This is a genomic window from Sphingomonas pseudosanguinis, assembly GCF_052056765.1.
In the GTDB taxonomy this organism is placed as follows: Bacteria; Pseudomonadota; Alphaproteobacteria; order Sphingomonadales; family Sphingomonadaceae; genus Sphingomonas; species Sphingomonas pseudosanguinis.
On the sequence record NZ_CP189888.1, the window covers coordinates 1,909,993 to 1,928,547 of the forward strand.

The following is an 18,555-nucleotide window of genomic DNA, read 5'->3' on the forward strand; positions in this document are numbered from 1 at the left end:
AATATGCATAATCAGATCGTACCGGTCATCCTGTCCGGCGGGTCCGGCACGCGTCTATGGCCGATGTCGAAGCCGGAAATGCCCAAGCAGCTGCTGGCGCTGACCTCGGACGAAACCATGCTGCAGCTGACCGCGCAGCGCACCGCATCCAACGAATTCGCCGCGCCGATCGTCGTCGCGGGCCAACGCCACGCCGATCTGGTCGAGGGGCAGCTGACCGACGCCGGCACCCCGCCCCAGGCGCTGATCCTGGAGCCGGTGGCGCGCAACACCGCGCCCGCCATCGCGCTCGCCGCGCTGGCGGCCAATCCGGAAGACGTCATGCTGGTCATGCCGTCCGACCATGTGATCGCCGATCTCGACGCCTTCCATGCCGCCATCCACGCCGCGCTGCCTATGGTGTCGCAGGGCTGGCTGGCGACCTTCGGCATCGCAGCCGACAAGCCCGAGACCGGCTATGGCTGGATTCAGGTGGGCCGTGAGATCGCCAAGGGCGTGCATCAGGTGGCGCGCTTCGTCGAAAAACCGCGTCTGGAGCGGGCCGAGGCGATGCTGGCACGCGGCGACTATGCCTGGAACGGCGGCATCTTCCTGTTCCGCGCCGATCGCTATCTGGAGGAACTGGGCCAGCACGCCCCCGAGATGCTGGTCGCCGCCGAAAAGGCGATGCGCGCCGCCAAGCGCGACGGCAAGCGCATCTGCCCCGACGAGACCGAGTTCGGCAACTGTCCGTCGGATTCGATCGACTATGCCGTGATGGAACGCGCCGACCGCGTGGCGGTGGTCCCCGTCGCGATGGGGTGGAACGATGTCGGCAGCTGGGACGCACTGCATGCGATCAGCGAGCTGGACGGGTTCGGAAATGCGCATCGCGGCGAAGTGCTGGCGATCGACACCAAGAACTGCCTGATCCGCACCGACCGGGTGCGCGTGGCGGCGGTCGATGTCGAAAATCTGATCGTGGTCGCGAGCGGCGACGATGTGCTGATCCTGCCGCGTGGACGCAGCCAGGACGTCAAGAAGCTGATCGAGGCGATGAAGCGCTGACCGGCATTCGGGGGCGGCCGGTCCGGCCGTCCCCGATCACGGCGTCAGGGTTCGCACGATCTCAGCGACCGTGACCGACTCGACGCCACGCAGCGCCAGTCGCTCGAACACCGCATCCCACCAGCGATCGAACGCTACGCGGTCCCGGGCGTTACGGACATAGGGCGTGTGCCCCGGCTCCAGCGTCGGCGAGTGGAACGAAAAGGTCAGCAGCCGCACGCCATCGGCCAGCGCCTGGTCGATCGCAGCCAGTGCGTCACCGCTGCCCACCCCTTCGGGCGTCAGCGGTATCCGCGACAACAGCCCCAGCCGCGCCAATACCCCGCGCCCATGCGGCACATGGCGGGCCGGCGGATAGAGACGGTGGCCCCTTCGCCGCAACATCCCCGTATAGACGCTGGTCAGCGGCAGCTCGATCATGCCGTCGCGTCGAAAGCCATGCGCGTCGATCGCGCGGAAATCCATGCCACCGGTACGGCCATAATCGTGCAGGGCCCGCATCGAGCTGTCGATCCGATAGCCGCGTTCGGCCAGCAGCGCGAGGCTGGCGGGCCCCAGGCCATAACGCCCCGAGCGGAAACTGCGCGGCCGCATGCCGAAGGCGCCCGCGATCGCGTCGGTCAGCTGGTCGAGCTTCGCCGCCTCCAGCGCGACCGGCAGATTGCCGGCATGGCTGGTCACCGAGTCGACGACTTCGCCATAAGGCGGCGTCACCCAGGCATGAAGCTGCGCACCGATCTCCGACCGGCCATCCGCCAGACAGTTGGACAGGATCGCCACCGCCGCCGGATCGACCGCGACCGGATAGTCGACCATGCAGTTCAACCCAACCCCGGCCGCCGCGAAGCGCCGATGCGCCTCGGGAAAGGCGCGCATCGCCGAGGTAGCGCGGTGCCGCCGGTCGAGCGGGGCCGACCAGTCGAATTCCTCCTCGACATCGACGGTCACCAGAAAGCGGGTGCCGAAGGCCGCCGGCCAGTCGATCCGTTCGGCCGCGGTCGGCGCGTCGGGGCGCCAGGGTCGGACCGGCACGGACACGGTCAGCGGGTCGACGCTTTCCCGGCACGCTGGTCCATGTCGATCGGCAGCGTCAGGACGACGCGGTGCAGCCCGATGCTCAGGCCACCGCCCATCTCCGCCCCCAGCTTGTCGACCAGTCGAAGCGAAAAGCCGGTGCCAAGCAGCGGCGCGCCGTCGCGCTGCTCCTCATCGCCGGCATCGCTCAGCAGCGCCGCATCCGTCTCGATCGCGAGCGCCAGCGGACGATCCACCCGCAGGCTCGCCATGCCCTGCTCCTCGGTCAGGCTGGCGGTCAGCCGCTCGCCGACGACGCAATTGGACAAGAGCACGGAAAACAGCCGCGCGATCAGCCGCTCGGTCGCGCGGTCGTCGGCCATCGCGGCGATCATTGCGGCCGGCGGCTCGAACCGGATTTCGGCGCGACGCAGTTCGGCCAGCGGTTGCAACTCACCGAGCAGGCGCTGGATCAGCGGCGCGAGCGGGACCTTGGTCGGCCGAAGCTCCAGCACATGCCCCTCGATCCGCGCGGCGGTGTCCAGATCCTCGACGGCGGCCAGCAGGTCCGACGCCATGGACCGGATCGCGGTCGCGCGGTCGCGATAGACCGGGGCAACGGGCCCCAGCAACTCGCTCTCGATCAGTTCGGCAAAGCCCGCCACCGCATTGGCCGGGGTGCGCAGTTCATGGACCAGCTGGCGCAGCGAGTCGGACGAGGCCGCATCGGCCCCCGCCGGCACGGTCGCGATGGTGGCGCATTCGTCGCGACGCGGCCGCCGTCCGCTGCCGCGATAGCCCAGGAAACGCCCCGACAGCTTATCGAAATAGGGCGCGGCCGAGACCCGCCACGATCCCGCCGCGTCGGACATGCCACCGATCTCCAGCCGCGCATCGCGAAACGGTGCACGGCTGCGAAAGGCGCCCATCGCGACGCCATCGAACTGCGCCAGACCCTGGGCGGCCGTCGCGGCGATGCTGACGCCGACCAGCGCACCGCGCGCCACGCCGTCAACGCCCAGGATCAGGCCGCGCTCGTCGGTTTCGAAGTCGAAATGCGCCGGGCCGGCATGAGCGTCCGGCGTGCCCGTCACCTCCTCGCGGCGCTGGTTGAAGGCATCGATCCGGGCGACCAGATCGGCGATCTCGTAACGTGGCGGTGCGGCGGGCGACGGCGCATGACGCAGCGCCTCGGCCATGAACGGCAGGCTGCGCGCCACCTGCCCGAGCGGGACGAAGGGCGTCGCCGCCTGGGTCGGCACGGGATCGAGCATCACCGACAGCGGCACGGCCGGTGCTTCCCTGACGGCGTCGGCTTTGGGCGCGGACGGTGCCGCGATCGGCCAGGGCTGCGGCGGCGCCTTGGGAACCGGCCGCTCGGCGACGGAGGCGGCTGCGACTGGCGGCTCGACGGGCATAGGCGCGGACGGGGCGGCGGCCATGTTGGGCAGCACGAAGTCGACCGGCCCGAAACTCTCCAGTCCGCGCATCACGGCATCGGACAGATCGCGGCGATGGCGCAGCACCGACCGGGTGCGGGGATTGAGCTGCGGCAGGATGTCCAGCCATTCGGCGTCGCTGAGCTGCGCCATGCGGAGCACCGGCGCGGCGATCGCCAGATCGTCCTGCGCGAAGAAGGCGACCAATGCGGCGGGGGGCTGGCACAGGCTGAGCAGTCGCGCGCTCGCCGAGCGCGTCGCGTCGGATACCGATCCGCGCAGTTCGGCCAGACGCGTCAGCGTCGCCGGGTCGGCGGCTATGCGGCCGCGCCCCATCAGGTCGACGACCTGACGCCAGGCGGTCTGCGCGCCAAAAGGCGTTGCCGTGTCGGCCGACAGGATCGTCGCCAGGCTATCGTCGAACCGCACACAGCTCCCTTTTCATTGGGCCGGATGGCCATCAGCCATCTGACTTAACGCCCTTATCCTTCCAACTGGTAACCTGCAAATATCCGATCGCATCCCCGTTGCATTGTGTGACAATTGCGGTAGTGCGTAATTTTCTTATATTCAGCCCCGAATGGGCATAGGGATTCGGTTTTTTATGTGGAGTATCGTGTAATGGCGCTCGATCGCATTGATCGGCAAATTCTGGCGCTGTTGCAGGCCGATGGTCGGATGACCAACGTCGAACTGGCCGAACGTGTCGGCCTGACCGCCCCACCCTGCCTGCGCCGCGTTCGCGCGCTGGAGGAAGCGGGCGCGATCCGTGGCTATCACGCCGACCTGGATGCCGCCCGTCTGGGCTTCCCGATCACCGTCTTCGCGATGGTCTCGCTGCGCAGCCAGGCCGAGCATGACCTGGCGACGTTCGAGGCGCATGTCGCCGGCATTCCCGAAGTGCGCGAATGCCATATGCTGAACGGCGAGATCGACTTCATCCTGAAGATCGTCGCGTCCGACCTGAAGAGCTTCCAGGAAATCCTGACCACGCACCTGACACCCGCGCCCAATGTGGCGAGCGTCAAGACGTCGCTGACCATCCGTACCGCCAAGCAGGTGTCGGGGATTCCGATCGAGGCCGACTGAGCGATCGGCGTTGGTGAGAATGCGAAAGGGCCGGTCCTCCTGGATGGAGGGCCGGCCCTTTTTGCTATGGTGGAGCGTGGCCTTCGACTTCGCTCAGGCTGAACGGGGTTTGGGGGGCTAGGCCAGGACCAACAGCCGTTCAGCCTGAGCGAAGTCGAAGGCCACGCCCACACCTCACCCGATAACGCCCCCGCACCGTTGCAGGTGCGGGGGCATCGCCAGATCAAGCCTGGGTATCGAGATAGGTCTTCCAGAACCCGGCCAGTTCGGCACGCGGCGAACCCTGGACGGCGTCGAACGCCGCATTGGCCCCGGCCTTGTCGCCCTGTGCGGCCAGCGCGATGCCGAGGCGGGTGTTCACCTCATTGGCGTCAATGCCGCCCTTCTGCAGCGCCAGACGGTACAGCTCGGCCGCCTTGGCGTAGTTGCCCTGGCCATAATAGGCCTCACCGGTCAGCGCGGCGAGCTTGCCGTCGCCGGCCGACTTGGCGCGCGCTTCGGTCGGGGCGAGCGAGCCTTCCTGCTTGTTCTTGGCGTCCGCCGCCGCCAGCATCGCCTTGGCGGTCGCATTGCCGGCCGGGATCTTGCCGGTCGCCATGCCTTCCTTCAGCACGGTCGCGGCTTCAGCCGGCAGACCCTTGTCGGTCGCGTACTGCGCATATTCCATATAGTCATTCTGGTCGGCCAGCGACTTCGAAGCGCGCATCAGGCGGAAGAGGTCGAGGCGCTGGTTCTTGTCCAGCGTCGCCAGCGAGCCCGGCTGCAGGCCATAGATGACCAGCGCGTTGCGCCAGTTCTGCGCGGTCGGATAGGCCGCGATCCACTTGCGCATCCAGCTCAGCGTCTCGGGCACCATCTTGCTCTTGTTGGCGCGACCGATGGCGTACTTGTAATAGTCCTCCGGCGCCTTCTGGCCCGAGGCGTTCATCTGGTCGATGGCGGCGGCGAGGTCGGCATTGGCGCCGGCGACGTCACCCATCTCCATCTTCGCCTTGACGATCAGCATCGGCAGGTTGGGGTCGTTATAGCCCAGCTGCTTGGCCTGCTCGAAATATTTCAGCGCGACCGGATACTGCTTGCCGTTGAATGCCAGCGCGCCGCGACGATAGACGTAACGCGGCTTGTCGGCCGCCGGGGTCGACGGGCTGGCGATCAGCGCGTCGAGCGGCTTGGCGAGCGGCGCCTCGTCGATCGGGGCGTTCGGATTGGCCTGCTGGGCCGCGAACAGCTTGCCCGATTCGAGTTCGTAGCGCAGCGCGGCCGCGATATACTTGTCGTCCTCGGTCTTGGCGGCGGTCTCGACCGCCTGGATCAGCGGCTCGGCCGCCGCATAATTCTTCTGCTGCAGCACGGGCTGCGCGGCCTGTGCCGCCTTCAGCGCCTCGGGGCTCAGCTTCAGGCCGCCGGCCTCTTCCTTCTTCTTCTGCGCGGCGGCCGGAACGGTCAGCGCGACCCCGCTCACGCTCGTCGCCAGCACCGCTGCAAGCGCGAGCTTCGGAATGATCTTCATGCGAATTCTCTCCAAGAATAAAGCCTGTCGGGTCGGGAACCGTCGATGGCGGGTTGATAGGGGCAGCGGCCGCCCCGTTCAAGCAACGCGATGATCCGTGCCCTCCTATCCACCAGCCGCTGAACGCGGATTGAACGCGAACGCTCCCGGCGCTAGCGGGCGGGCTATCATGATCGCCGTCATTTCCCCCGCCAAGACGCTGGACTATAAAAGTCCGCTCCCCCCCCTCGCCCCGACCCGCCCCCATTTCGCCAGCGAGGCCAATACGCTGGCCGCCGCCGCCGCCGGACTGGGCGAAGAGAAGCTCGCCGCGCTGATGCGGATCTCGCCCGCGCTGGCCAAGCTCAATGCCGACCGCTTCCGCGATTTCGCCGACGGGCCGGAGCGACCGGCGCTCTTCGCCTTTGCCGGTGACGTCTATACCGGGCTGGAGGCCAAGACGCTGGACGAGCCGGCGGTATTGTTCGCGCAAGACCATCTGCGCATGCTCTCTGGGCTGTACGGCCTGCTCCGCCCGCTCGACGCGATGCGCCCCTATCGGCTGGAAATGGGCACGCGCTGGGCGCCCCATCGGGGTGGATCGGGCGGCGACAAGCTGACCGACTGGTGGGGCGATCGCATCGCCGCGCGCCTGGCGGAGGAGGTCGAGGCCGAAGGATCGGGCGCGATTTTGAACCTGGCCAGCCAGGAATATTGGCACGCGGTCGACGGCAAGCTGCCGCCCGCGATCCGCATCATCGCGGTCGATTTCCGCGAGGGCGACCGCTTCATCAGCTTCCATGCCAAGAAGGCCCGCGGCGCCATGGCGCGCTGGATGATCGAGCACGGGATCACCGATACCGACGCGATGCGCGGTTTCGATAGCGACGGTTATGCGTTCGACGCCGAGGCGAGCACGCCGACGCAGTGGAGATTTGTGCGATGAGCGAATGGAAGCGGGCGATCGTCATCGGCGCATCGGGCGGGATCGGCGGCGCGATCGCCGATGCGCTGGAGGAGGAAGGGGCATCCGTCACCCGCCTTGCCCGCGCTATGTCCGGTGACGCGCATATCGACCTGGAGGACGAAGCCAGCATCGCCGCCGCCGCCAAGCGGATCGCCGACGGCCCCGCCCCCGATCTGGTGATCGTCGCGACCGGCCTGCTGCACGATGGCGAACATGGCCCGGAAAAGGCGATCGATCAGCTGTCGCCTGAATGGCTGGCGCGCAACTTCGCCGTCAACGCGACCGGTCCGGCGCTGATCGCCAAGCATTTCCTTCCGCTGATGCCGCGCACCGGCAAGACGATCTTCGCGGCGCTGTCGGCGCGGGTCGGATCGATCTCCGACAATCGCATGGGCGGCTGGTACGGCTATCGCGCGTCCAAGGCCGCGCTCAACCAGTTTATCCGGACGCTCGCGATCGAGTATAAGCGGCGCAACGATCGCTCGATCGTCGTCGCGCTGCATCCCGGCACCGTCGACACCGCGCTGTCCAAGCCGTTCCAGGGCAATGTCCGCCCCGGCGGCCTGTTCGCGCCCGACCGCGCGGCAGTGCAGTTGCTCGACGTGCTGGACGGATTGAAGGCGCCGGATAGCGGCAAGCTCTTCGATTGGGAGGGTAAGGAGGTTCAGCCCTAGGCGGAGGGCCGACCCAACCCCATCATCCGTTCGCGCTGAGCGAAGTCGAAGCGCACGCCCGGACATCGCGGCGTGGCCGCCGTCATCCCTTGGCCTTCGACTTCGCTCAGGCTGAACGGAGGTCAGGACAGGCTCGCCCAGCTCAAGAGTGGCCGACCGCAATTTATCATTCAGATTACAACATCGTAACATTTGCGACATCCGGCCGAAACCGGCTGGCCGGCATAAGAGCGGGGCTGGTCGCCTTTACTCCCGCTGGCGACCAGCGCCTCGAAAGTCCCGCGATCTTGCTGCCGAGGGGGGAGCACATTCCGTCGGGCCCGCCCCCGCCACCCCGTTTTCCGCGCCCGCCGTTCCTCCCAAACGGCCCCACGCGAATGGGTTGCGCGGGGGTGGTCAGGCGGCTCACGCTCGGCTAGTACCTCTGGTTCCCATCTGACCATCAAGCCGGAAAGCAACAGACTTTGGCCGACGAGACGACCCTCGCGGAACCTTCCGATATTTCGACGATCTCCATCGTCGACGAGATGAAGTCGAGCTATCTCGACTATGCGATGAGCGTGATCGTGGCGCGTGCGCTGCCCGATGTCCGTGACGGCCTGAAGCCCGTCCATCGCCGTATCCTGTATTCCGCCGCCGAAAGCGGCTTCGTCGCGGGCAAGCCGTATCGCAAGTCGGCGCGCATCGTCGGTGACGTGATGGGTAAATACCACCCGCACGGCGACAGCGCGATCTATGACGCGCTGGCCCGCATGGCGCAGGACTGGTCGATGCGCGTGCCGCTGATCGACGGTCAGGGCAATTTCGGCTCGATGGACCCCGATCCGCCTGCCGCGATGCGTTACACCGAAGCGCGTCTGGCCAAGGTCGCCAACTCGCTGCTCGACGATCTCGACAAGGACACGGTCGACTTCCAGCCCAACTATGACGGCTCGGAACGCGAACCCTCGGTCCTGCCCGCCCAGTACCCGAACCTGCTGGTCAACGGCGCAGGCGGCATCGCGGTCGGCATGGCGACCAACATCCCGCCGCATAATCTGGGCGAGGTGGTCAATGCCTGTCTCGCCTATATGGAAAATGGCGCGATCACGGTCGAGGAACTGAACGAGATCGTCCCCGCCCCCGACTTCCCCACCGGCGCGCTGATCCTCGGCCGCTCGGGCGCACGCTCGGCGTACCAGACCGGGCGCGGTTCGATCATCGTGCGTTCGCGCCACGAGATCGAGGAGATGCGCGGCGACCGCCGGGCCATCGTCCTCACCGAAATCCCCTATCAGCAGGGCAAGAACGCGCTCGTTGAAAAGATCGCCGAGGCCGCCAAGGAAAAGCGGATCGAGGGGATCAGCGACATTCGCGACGAATCGAACCGCGAAGGCGTTCGCATCGTCATCGACCTGAAGCGCGACGCGACCCCGGAGGTCGTGCTGAACCAGCTATGGCGGCACACCCCCGCCCAGACCAGCTTCCCGGCCAACATGCTCGCCATTCGCGGCGGGCGGCCCGAGCTGCTGAACCTGCGCGACATCATCCAGGCGTTCGTTCAGTTCCGCGAGCAGGTCATCACCCGCCGCTCGAAGTTCGAACTCGCCAAGGCGCGTGAGCGGGCGCACATCTTGCTGGGCCTCGTCATAGCGGTGACGAACCTGGACGAGGTGGTCCGGATCATCCGCGGCTCGGCTTCGCCCGTCGCCGCACGTGAGGCGCTGCTCGCCCGCGAATGGCCGATCGCCGAGATCGCGCCCTATATCCGTCTGGTCGAAGCGGTCGAAAGCGAAGGCTTTGGCGACACCTATCGCCTGTCGGAGACGCAGGTCCGCGCGATCCTCGACCTGCGCCTCCATCGCCTGACCGCGCTCGGCCGCGACGAGATCGGCGACGAGCTGAAGGGTCTGGCGGACTCGATCACCGAGCTGCTCGAAATCCTCGCCAACCGCGTGAAGCTGTACGAGGTCATGCGCGGCGAGTTGGTGGCGATCCGCGACCAGTTCGCCACCCCGCGCCGCTCGGAAATCGCCGCCGCCGCCGACGGCATCGACGACGAGGATCTGATCGAGCGCGAGGACATGGTCGTCACCGTGACCATGCAGGGCTATATCAAGCGCACCCCGCTCGATGCCTTCCGCGCCCAGAACCGGGGCGGCAAGGGCCGCTCTGGCATGGCGACCAAGGATGAGGACGTCGTCACCGAGCTGTTCGTGACCAGCACGCACACGCCGGTCCTGTTCTTCTCGAACCATGGCAAGGTCTATCGCTACAAGGTCTGGCGCCTGCCCGAGGGCGGCCCCGCCACGCGCGGGCGGCCGATGGTCAACCTGTTGCCGCTGGCACCGGGCGAAGTCATCTCGACCGTCCTCCCGTTGCCGGAGGACGAGGCGGAGTGGGGCAAGCTCCACGTCATGTTCGCCACCGCCAAGGGGGCCGTGCGCCGCAACTCGATGGATGCGTTCACCAATGTGCCCTCGAACGGCAAGATCGCGATGCGCTTCGACGACGAGAGCGAGGACCGTCTGATCGGCGTCGCGCTGCTCGGGGCCGAGGACGATGTGCTGCTCGCCACGCGGTGCGGCCGGGCGATCCGTTTCGCCGCCGACGATGTGCGCGAGTTCCAGAGCCGCACCTCGACCGGCGTGCGCGGCATCGCGCTGAAGGGCGAGGACGAGGTCATCTCGCTCTCGGTCCTGCACCGCGTCGGCACCACCCAGGAGGAGCGCGAGGCGTACCTCCGCTTCGCCCCCTGGAAGGGCGAGAAGGAAGGCGAGCCCGAGCTGTCGGTCGAAAGGTATGAGGAGCTGCGCAACTGCGAGCAATTCATCCTGACCGTCTGCGCCAATGGCTATGGCAAGTTGTCCTCGGCCTATGAGTATCGCCGCACCGGTCGCGGTGGTCAGGGCATCACCAATATCGACAATATCGCCCGCAACGGCGATGTGGTCGCCAGCTTCCCGGCGTCCAAGGGGCATCAGCTGATGCTGGTGACCGATCAGGCCAAGCTGATCCGCATGTCGCTGGCGAGCCTGCGTGTCATCGGGCGCGGCTCAGCGGGGCTGCGGCTCTTCAACGTGGCACCGGGCGAGCATGTCGTCTCGGCCGCGCGCATCGAGGAGACCGAGGAGGATGCCGAGATGAACCTGGCCGAGGGCACCGCCGAGATCGCGCCCGAGCCGGATGCGATCGTCGGTGAGAACCTGGCTGCCGGGCCGGAGGATGGCGAGTGAGTCACCCGACCACCGCCTATAAGGTGCTGACCGCCGATCAGATGGCGGTGTTGGAGCATGAGGGCGTCTTCACGGGCGCCCCGGTGGATCTGGCCGATGGCTATATCCACCTGTCCACCGCCGCCCAGCTGACCGAGACGGTCGACAAGCATTTCGCCGGACAGAGCGACCTGCACATCGCGGCGGTCGATCTGGAAGCGATGGGCGAGGCGGTGAAGTGGGAGGAGAGCCGGGGCGGCGAGCTCTTCCCGCATCTTTATGCCGATCTGCCGCTGACGGCGGTGATCGCCTATGGCCCGATGAAGCGCGACGATGACGGGACGGTGCGGCTGCCCATCGCGGGATAGGTCGCAAAACTTCTGTCGTCACCGAAACGTCATAAATCCCTAACGCCGCATTTACGGTTGCGGCGTTAGGGATTGGTTATGAAACCGCCCCACTTCTCCACATGGTCCGCCCCCGGCGGCGGCGATCCGGTGATCGACCATGCGGCGTCGTTGACCGAGGCGGTCGGCCTGTTCCGGCACTATCCCGACATGCGCCTCCTGCCGGTGCTCGATGCCGAGCGGCGGCCGATCGGTGCGATCCTGGAACGCGATGTGAAGGGATTGCTCTACAATCCCTTTGGCCATGCGCTGCTGCAAAATCCCGATTTCGGGGCCAGCCTGACATCCTATGTCCGCGCGCATCCCTGTTGCGAGGTCACGGCCAGCGTCGCCGAGCGGCTGGCGCTTCATGCCGACTGGGGCGCACCCGACGCGCTGATCCTGACCGAAAACGGTGTGTTTGCCGGCACGCTCGACGCCGCCACCATCGCGCGGCAGGCCGCCGATGCGCAGACCGCCCTGGCGCGCGAACGGATGGTGCGGGCCCGCCAGATCGACAGCGCGGCGCGCGGCTTCATGGCCGACATCGCGATATTATGCGACATGCTGGGCCATGCGAGCGGTGATATGGGCCGTGTCGCCGGCGACCTTGCGCGCTACGCCGGGCAAACTCAGGACGGCGCGGCGCGGATGACCGAGGCAGTGGCGCAAAGCCGGTCGGCATTGGGCGACACCGCCACGCGCGGACGCGGCCTCGCCAGCGCTTTCGCCACGATCACCCGCGACATGGACGAAGCGCGCGACATACGTGGCAGGGTCAGCGACCGTATCGCCAGGGCCGGCCACCGCACCGCCGCGCTGGCCGACAGCGCCACCGCGATCGACGCGTTGCTCGCGCTGATCGAGACGGTGTCGGCGCGCACCAACCTGCTCGCGCTGAACGCCGCGATCGAGGCCGCCCGCGCCGGCGACGCCGGACGCGGCTTCGCCGTCGTCGCGCATGAGGTGAAGGCGCTCGCCAGCCAGACCCGCGACGCTGCGCAAGGTGCCGCCCGCAACATCGCCGAGGTGAAGACCAACCTCCACGCGCTCGTCACCGAACAGGGGCAGCTGGGCGAGGCCGTTTCCGCGATCGGTGCGATCTCGCAGTCGATCGACGTCGCGGTCGCGGCCCAAGCCGTCGCGACCACCGCCATCGCCGCCAATGTCGAACAGTCGGTGACGGCGGCGCATCAGATCGGCCGGCAGGTGACGCAGATCGAGCGCGACGCTACCCGGATCGACCGCGATGCCGGATCGCTCGACACGCTGTCACAGGCGCTCGGCGACACGATCGAATCCTTGCGCGAACGGACCGCGCGCTTCGTCGAACTGGTCGCCGTCTGACCTGTCAGACGTAGAGATCAACCACGTCCACCCCCTGCCCCACCGCTTCCAACAACAGGGTGCGGTGGCAATGACAGGGATCGCGCTCATAGCAGAGCAGCGCGCTGGGCTTCTCACCCGCCAGATCGAGCATCCGCGCGGCCGCCGCCTGCGCCTCGGGCAGGGCAAGTTGGTCATCATAGACCTCGCGCAGCGTGCCGACATCGCCCTTCTTCGCGGCATCGCGCCCGCGCTTGGGCGTGCCCAGGTCCTTCAGATGGACATAGTCGATCCCGACCTCCTTCAACGCGGCGGCAAGCGGCGATTTGGAGAAACCCGGTCGCCGCGACAGAGGCAACGCGCGGACGTCGATCAGCTGCTCGACCCCGGCCGTTTTCAGCGTCGCAAGGAAGCCGTCGACGCTCGCGCCTTCGTAACCGATGGTGAAGATGGTCGTCATATCACCGACTTGGGGAGCCGTGCCTCACGCGCCAAGTCCTTCCAACCGGGGCCGTCCGGGTTTAAGGCGTCGCGATGACCTATGACATTCATGTGATCGGCGGCGGGCTGGCGGGCTCGGAAGCCGCGTGGCAGCTCGCCGAGGCGGGGCTGAAGGTGCGCCTGTCCGAAATGCGCGGCGGCGCGGACACCACGCCCGCCCATCATGGCGGCGACCTGGCGGAGCTCGTCTGCTCCAACTCCTTCCGTTCTGACGACGCGACCTCCAACGCGGTCGGGCTGCTGCATCAGGAGATGCGCGCGCTCGGCTCGATCATCATGGCCAAGGGTGACACCCATGCGGTGCCCGCCGGGTCAGCACTGGCGGTCGACCGCGACGGCTTTTCGGGCGGCGTGACGGCGACACTGGCGGCGCATCCCAACATCACCATCGTCCGCGAGCGGATCGACGCGCTACCCGACGGGCCTGCGATCATCGCCACCGGCCCGCTGACCGCCCCGTCGCTGGCTGGCGGGATCGGTGAGGCGACCGGTGCGGAGGCGCTAGCGTTCTTCGATGCGATCGCGCCGATCGTCCACCGCGAGTCGATCGACATGGACGTCGCCTGGTTCCAGAGCCGCTGGAACAAGGGCACGGGCAAGGATTACATCAACTGCCCGATGGACAAGGAGCAATATTACGCCTTCCATCAGGCCCTGCTCGACGGCGAGAAAACGGAATTCCGTGAGTGGGAAAAGGACACGCCTTATTTCGACGGCTGTATGCCCGTCGAGGTGATGGCCGAGCGCGGGGTCGAGACGCTGCGTTTCGGGCCGATGAAGGGCGTCGGCTTGGACGACCCGCGTACCGGGCGCTGGCCCTATGCCGTCGTCCAGCTGCGGCAGGACAATGCTGCGGGGACGCTCTGGAACATCGTCGGTTTCCAGACCAAGCTGAAATATGCCGAGCAAATCCGCATCTTCCGCACCATTCCCGGTTTGGAAAAGGCCGAGTTCGCGCGGCTCGGTGGTCTGCACCGCAACACCTTCATCCGCTCGCCCGAGCTGCTGGACGCGACGCTGCGGCTGAAGTCGCGGCCGAACCTGCGCTTCGCGGGCCAGATCACGGGGTGCGAGGGCTATATCGAAAGCGCGGCCATCGGCCTGCTCGCCGGGCGTTTCGCGGCAGCCGAGCTGACCGGTAAAACCATCGCCCCGCCGCCTGTCGAGACGGCTTTGGGTGCGCTGCTGGGTCACATCACTGGCCTCGCCGAGGCGGAGACCTATCAGCCGATGAACGTCAATTTCGGCCTGTTCCCGCCCATTCCCGGCCGGACCAAGAAGGCCGACCGCAAGCGGATGTACACCGACCGCGCGCGGGAAGCGCTGCCAGGGTGGCTCAACTCTCTTCCGCCGGGGCCGCCTCCGGTGCCTCAGCCGGTGCCGTTCGTGCCGGAGGACAGTTCGCCCGCGCAGCCGGTCGACGCTTGACGGCGGTGGTGGCGAACTCGGCCGCGTCCATCGTGCCCGACTTATCCCGGTCGGCGGTGGCGAATTTGGTCGTGGCCTTGATCGCCCATTCGTCGAACGACAGCTTGCCATCGCCGTCGCGGTCGAGCTTGGCGTAAGCCTTGCGCCGCGCGGCGAGGTATTCCTCGCGCGTGATCGTGCCGTCGCGGTCCTTGTCGTAGCGGTCGAAGCGCTTCTGCTCGCGGGTGCGGGCGGAGGCTTCGGGGAGTGGCGTGTCGTCGCTTTCGGCGGATTGCGGAGCAGTCGCCGCACTCGCGGCGGGGAGTGGCGACGGCGTGTCGGGGCGACTGCCCCATAGGAACAACCCTGCCCCCACCAGCACGAGCGTGCCCAACCCTCCGGCCAGATAGCGCCACATCGGTCCCGTCTCCCCCCGTTCGACGGACCTATGGTTAACCGGGGTTGAGGATGAGCGGCAAGGGGATTCCCTTGGCCTTCGACTTCGCTCAGGCTGAACGGGGGGTCGACAGGGGCGGCTCTACCCTCAGGCGTACCCTGGCGAAGGCCGGGGTCCAGTTCCTAATCGGCCAGTGGCGCGCCAGCGACGAGCGAAAGGGGCAAATGTCCCGTACGCTCGGCGACCCGGTGCAACCAGCCTTCGCCGGGGTACGGCTTCACCTTGAAGTGCAGTAGGTCAGCGCCCGGTCAGGCCGTGCCATGCCAGTCTTGCCGCACGTAGAGGATGGCCGGGCAAGCGATCCGGATGGCGCAGGCTCTCGCGGGCCAGAACCGCGAGACCGCTCAAACCGCGAGCCGGCTTCGGCGATTTTATCGCCAGAACCCCGTCCAATTCCGACAAGGCCACCCCAGCGATTCGAGCGCGAACGGCATGATCGGATACATGCTGCGCCAGATCGGCCTTGGCCCAGGCCGTCCCCAGCGGCACCATCCCCGCCTGCCCCAGCAGTTGCCCAACGGATGCGAACAACACCCCGCCCCGAGCCTCGGCATGGCGCGCGATGCGTTCGTCATCCAGCGGCTCGCCATCATCGAGCAGCGCCTCCCACCCCTCGATCATCGGGGCGAGGTCTGCCCCCCGCACACTACCGGGCAGCACAGACGACGCCAGCCGCTGCAACACCGGATGCGCAGGGGCAGGCTCGCGGTCGAGCTTTTCCAGCGCCTCGAACCACCAGGTCAGCCGCATCTGGCCGATCATCGGCTCGGTCGTGCTTTGCAGGATCGACGCGAGCTGGTGGTCCAGATCGAGCAGCGCCGCAAACCCGTCCCGCGCCGACGCGGGCGCATAGCCGACCGCCAGCGCCTGTTCGCGCATCACTGCCTCGATGGCGGGCGGAGGTGTAGGGGCGGCAGGAGCATCGGTCATCCCCTGCCCTTCGCACAGGTGGCGGCCATGAAAAAGGGCCTCCCGGTCTCCCGGAAGGCCCCTTTCATACCAACAGGTTACCCCACGGCTTAGCCGCGATAGGTCACCTTCTTGACCGCCGCGACAACCTTGTTCGCGTCGACCAGCGCCAGCTTTTCGAGGTTGGCGGCGTACGGCAGCGGCACGTCCTCGTTGGTCACGCGCAGGACCGGCGCGTCGAGGTCGTCGAACCCTTCTTCCATCACGACGGCGGTGATCTCCGACGCGATCGAGCAGGTCGGCCAGCCTTCCTCGACCACGACCAGGCGGTTGGTCTTGGCGAGCGACTTCAGCACCGTCTTGGTGTCGAGCGGACGCAGCGTGCGCAGGTCGATGACCTCCGCATCGATGCCCTCCGCGGCCAGCTTCTCGGCGGCTTCGAGCGCGACGCCCACGCCGATCGAGTAGGACACGAGCGTCACGTCCTTACCCTCGCGCATGATCCGCGCCTTGCCGATCGGCAGGACGAAATCGTCGAGCTTGGGCACGTCGAACGAACGACCGTACATCAGCTCGTTCTCGAGGAACACGACCGGATCTTCCGAGCGGATCGCGGCCTTCAGCAGGCCCTTGGCATCGGCCGCGTCATAGGGTGCGATCACGATCAGGCCGGGGACGCTGGCGTACCACGGACCGTAATTCTGCGAGTGCTGCGCGCCGACGCGGCTGGCGGCACCGTTGGGACCACGGAACACGATCGGGCAACGCATCTGGCCGCCGGACATATAGTTGGTCTTGGCGGCCGAGTTGATGATGTGGTCGATCGCCTGCATGGCGAAGTTGAACGTCATGAACTCGATGACCGGACGCAGGCCGCCCATGGCGGCACCCGTGCCGACACCGGCAAAGCCATATTCGGTGATCGGCGTGTCGATCACGCGACGGTCGCCGAACTCGTCCAGCAAGCCCTGAGTGACCTTGTACGCGCCCTGATACTGGGCGACTTCCTCGCCCATCACGAAGACGCGGTCGTCGGCGCGCATTTCCTCGGCCATCGCGTCGCGCAGCGCTTCGCGGACGGTCAGCTTCACCATCTCGGTGCCTTCCGGGATTTCCGGCGAGGCGGGCGCTTCCTGCTCGGCGGCGGCGACCAGCTTCTGCGTGCCGCTTTCCTGCTCGGCCGCAGCCGCGCCTTCGGGCATCGGCGGCGCGTTATGGTCGGTCGGCTCGTTCTTCGGCGCGGCATTGGCCGCATCGCCCGAACGCGAACCCGACGCGGCAGCGGTCGAGACGTCCTCGCCCTCTTCGGCCAGCAGCGCGATCGCGGTGCCGACCTTCACATTGTCGGTGCCCTCGGCGACGATGATCTTGGCGATCACGCCCTCATCGACGGCTTCGAATTCCATCGTCGCCTTGTCGGTCTCGATCTCGGCCATGATGTCGCCGGACTTGACCGTATCGCCTTCCTTCACGAGCCACTTGGCGAGCGTGCCCTCTTCCATCGTCGGCGAAAGGGCCGGCATCTTGATCTCGATCGCCATCTTAGTAACGCTCCACCAGCACTTCAGTGTAGAGTTCAGCCACATCGGGCTCGGGGGTCTGTTCGGCGAAGTCAGCCGCCTCGTTGACCGTCTTGCGGATGTCCTGCTCCAGGCCCTTCAGATCGGCCTCGGTGACGCCCTGCTCCTCGAGCAGACGCTTCACATGGTCGATCGGATCGGACTTGTCGCGCACGCCCTGCACTTCCTCGCGGCTGCGATACTTGGCGGGGTCGGACATGGAGTGACCGCGATAGCGATAGGTCTTCATCTCCAGGATAACCGGACCCTTGCCCGCGCGGACCCAGGCCAGCGCCTCTTCGGCCGCGCCACGGCACGCCAGCACGTCCATGCCGTCGACCTGGATGCCGGGGATGCGGAAGCTCTCGCCACGGCGATACAGCTGGTCCTCGGACGAGGCGCGGTTTACGGCCGTGCCCATGGCGTACTGGTTGTTCTCGATCACGAAGATGATCGGGAGCTTCCACAGCTCGGCCATGTTGAAGCTCTCGTACACCTGGCCCTGATTGGCAGCACCATCGCCGAAATAGGCGAGGCAGACGCCGCCGTCATTGCTGTACTTGTGCCCGAAAGCCAGGCCGGTGCCCAGCGACACCTGCGCGCCCACGATGCCGTGGCCGCCATAGAACTTATGCTCGGTCGAGAACATGTGCATCGACCCGCCCTTGCCCTTGGAGATGCCGGCGGCACGCCCCGTGAGCTCGGCCATGATGACCTTGGGATCGATGCCATAGGCCAGCATGTGACCATGGTCGCGATAGCCGGTGATGACCGAATCCTTGTCGCCGTCGAGCGCCGACTGCAGACCCACCGCCACGGCTTCCTGGCCGATATACAGGTGGCAGAAACCGCCGATCAGGCCGAGGCCGTAGAGCTGGCCCGCCTTCTCTTCGAAGCGGCGGATCAGGAGCATCTGCTTGTAGAAATCCAGCAACTGTTCCTTGGTAGCCTGGAACGGTTGCGGTTCGGCGGGACGCTCCCGATTGGGAATGGGGGGCTCGCTGGTACGGCTTGGAGCTTTTGCCACAGTCGGGAACACCTTTGTTTCCGTTAGGGAAGGATCGACGCCTATTGGCGCGGTTCTGCGCGAAACTCAA

The 18,555-nt window shown here is 67.0% G+C and carries 16 protein-coding genes; 8 read left to right on the forward strand and 8 right to left on the reverse strand.

All coding sequences use genetic code 11. From position 1 onward, the window contains the following. Nucleotides 1–3: 3 nt before the first annotated feature. Complete coding sequence (locus ACQHGV_RS08635) at nt 4–1,047, forward strand: mannose-1-phosphate guanylyltransferase/mannose-6-phosphate isomerase (RefSeq protein ID WP_440977884.1); 1,044 nt, start codon at nt 4–6, stop codon at nt 1,045–1,047. A gap of 36 nt (nt 1,048–1,083) precedes the next feature. On the opposite strand, the gene ACQHGV_RS08640 is transcribed toward ACQHGV_RS08635, so the two are convergent. Together ACQHGV_RS08640 and ACQHGV_RS08645 are read right to left on the reverse strand one after the other, a co-directional pair. Next, nucleotides 1,084–2,085 (reverse strand): polysaccharide deacetylase family protein, encoded by a 1,002-nt coding sequence (locus ACQHGV_RS08640; protein ID WP_440977885.1) that lies wholly within the window; start codon nt 2,083–2,085, stop codon nt 1,084–1,086. Between the two features lie 2 nt (nt 2,086–2,087). After that, entirely contained in the window at nt 2,088–3,929 is a 1,842-nt protein-coding gene (locus ACQHGV_RS08645; protein ID WP_440977886.1) for a histidine kinase dimerization/phospho-acceptor domain-containing protein, read from the reverse strand. 192 nt (nt 3,930–4,121) lie between these two features. Here ACQHGV_RS08645 and ACQHGV_RS08650 point away from each other — a divergent pair, with 192 nt between their 5' ends. Beyond that, nucleotides 4,122–4,589 (forward strand): Lrp/AsnC family transcriptional regulator, encoded by a 468-nt coding sequence (locus tag ACQHGV_RS08650; protein WP_007404259.1) that lies wholly within the window; start codon nt 4,122–4,124, stop codon nt 4,587–4,589. Nucleotides 4,590–4,812: 223 nt separating this feature from the next. On the opposite strand, the gene ACQHGV_RS08655 is transcribed toward ACQHGV_RS08650, so the two are convergent. Further along, nucleotides 4,813–6,099 (reverse strand): hypothetical protein, encoded by a 1,287-nt coding sequence (locus ACQHGV_RS08655; protein WP_440977887.1) that lies wholly within the window; start codon nt 6,097–6,099, stop codon nt 4,813–4,815. 169 nt (nt 6,100–6,268) lie between these two features. On the opposite strand from ACQHGV_RS08655, the gene ACQHGV_RS08660 reads away from it, so the two are divergent. From ACQHGV_RS08660 to ACQHGV_RS08680, 5 genes are all read left to right on the forward strand, one after another. Next, complete coding sequence (locus ACQHGV_RS08660; RefSeq protein WP_440977888.1) at nt 6,269–7,024, forward strand: YaaA family protein; 756 nt, start codon at nt 6,269–6,271, stop codon at nt 7,022–7,024. Then, nucleotides 7,021–7,719: an SDR family NAD(P)-dependent oxidoreductase gene (locus ACQHGV_RS08665; protein ID WP_440977889.1), complete on the forward strand. Its 699-nt coding sequence runs from the start codon at nt 7,021–7,023 to the stop codon at nt 7,717–7,719. Before ACQHGV_RS08660 ends, ACQHGV_RS08665 begins: the two co-directional genes overlap by 4 nt. 464 nt (nt 7,720–8,183) lie before the next feature. Further along, complete coding sequence (gyrA, locus tag ACQHGV_RS08670) at nt 8,184–10,934, forward strand: DNA gyrase subunit A (protein WP_440977890.1); 2,751 nt, start codon at nt 8,184–8,186, stop codon at nt 10,932–10,934. A gap of 41 nt (nt 10,935–10,975) precedes the next feature. Continuing rightward, nucleotides 10,976–11,281, forward strand: coding sequence for a DUF952 domain-containing protein (locus tag ACQHGV_RS08675; protein WP_440980174.1), 306 nt, complete (start codon nt 10,976–10,978; stop codon nt 11,279–11,281). A gap of 78 nt (nt 11,282–11,359) precedes the next feature. Beyond that, nucleotides 11,360–12,646, forward strand: a complete 1,287-nt coding sequence (locus ACQHGV_RS08680) for a methyl-accepting chemotaxis protein (protein WP_440977891.1) — start codon at nt 11,360–11,362, stop codon at nt 12,644–12,646. Between the two features lie 4 nt (nt 12,647–12,650). Here the strand turns inward: ACQHGV_RS08680 and ACQHGV_RS08685 are convergent, their stop codons facing one another. Continuing rightward, on the reverse strand, nt 12,651–13,085 hold the full coding sequence (locus ACQHGV_RS08685) for a DUF488 domain-containing protein (RefSeq protein ID WP_440977892.1): 435 nt from the start codon (nt 13,083–13,085) through the stop codon (nt 12,651–12,653). Between the two features lie 74 nt (nt 13,086–13,159). On the opposite strand from ACQHGV_RS08685, the gene trmFO reads away from it, so the two are divergent. Then, nucleotides 13,160–14,554, forward strand: coding sequence for a methylenetetrahydrofolate--tRNA-(uracil(54)-C(5))-methyltransferase (FADH(2)-oxidizing) TrmFO (gene trmFO, locus ACQHGV_RS08690; RefSeq protein WP_440977893.1), 1,395 nt, complete (start codon nt 13,160–13,162; stop codon nt 14,552–14,554). On the opposite strand, the gene ACQHGV_RS08695 is transcribed toward trmFO, so the two are convergent. The 4 genes from ACQHGV_RS08695 to pdhA all read right to left on the reverse strand — a co-directional run bounded on the left by ACQHGV_RS08695 (nt 14,463) and on the right by pdhA (nt 18,485). Next, nucleotides 14,463–14,951, reverse strand: a complete 489-nt coding sequence (locus ACQHGV_RS08695) for an EF-hand domain-containing protein (protein WP_440977894.1) — start codon at nt 14,949–14,951, stop codon at nt 14,463–14,465. The genes trmFO and ACQHGV_RS08695 overlap by 92 nt on opposite strands. Before the next feature lie 276 nt (nt 14,952–15,227). After that, complete coding sequence (locus tag ACQHGV_RS08700; protein WP_440977895.1) at nt 15,228–15,920, reverse strand: squalene/phytoene synthase family protein; 693 nt, start codon at nt 15,918–15,920, stop codon at nt 15,228–15,230. An 89-nt stretch (nt 15,921–16,009) separates the two neighbouring features. Then, nucleotides 16,010–17,440, reverse strand: a complete 1,431-nt coding sequence (locus tag ACQHGV_RS08705; protein WP_440977896.1) for a pyruvate dehydrogenase complex E1 component subunit beta — start codon at nt 17,438–17,440, stop codon at nt 16,010–16,012. 1 nt (nt 17,441) lies between these two features. Then, complete coding sequence (gene pdhA / locus ACQHGV_RS08710; protein ID WP_183951831.1) at nt 17,442–18,485, reverse strand: pyruvate dehydrogenase (acetyl-transferring) E1 component subunit alpha; 1,044 nt, start codon at nt 18,483–18,485, stop codon at nt 17,442–17,444. Between the last annotated feature and the right edge of the window lie 70 nt (nt 18,486–18,555).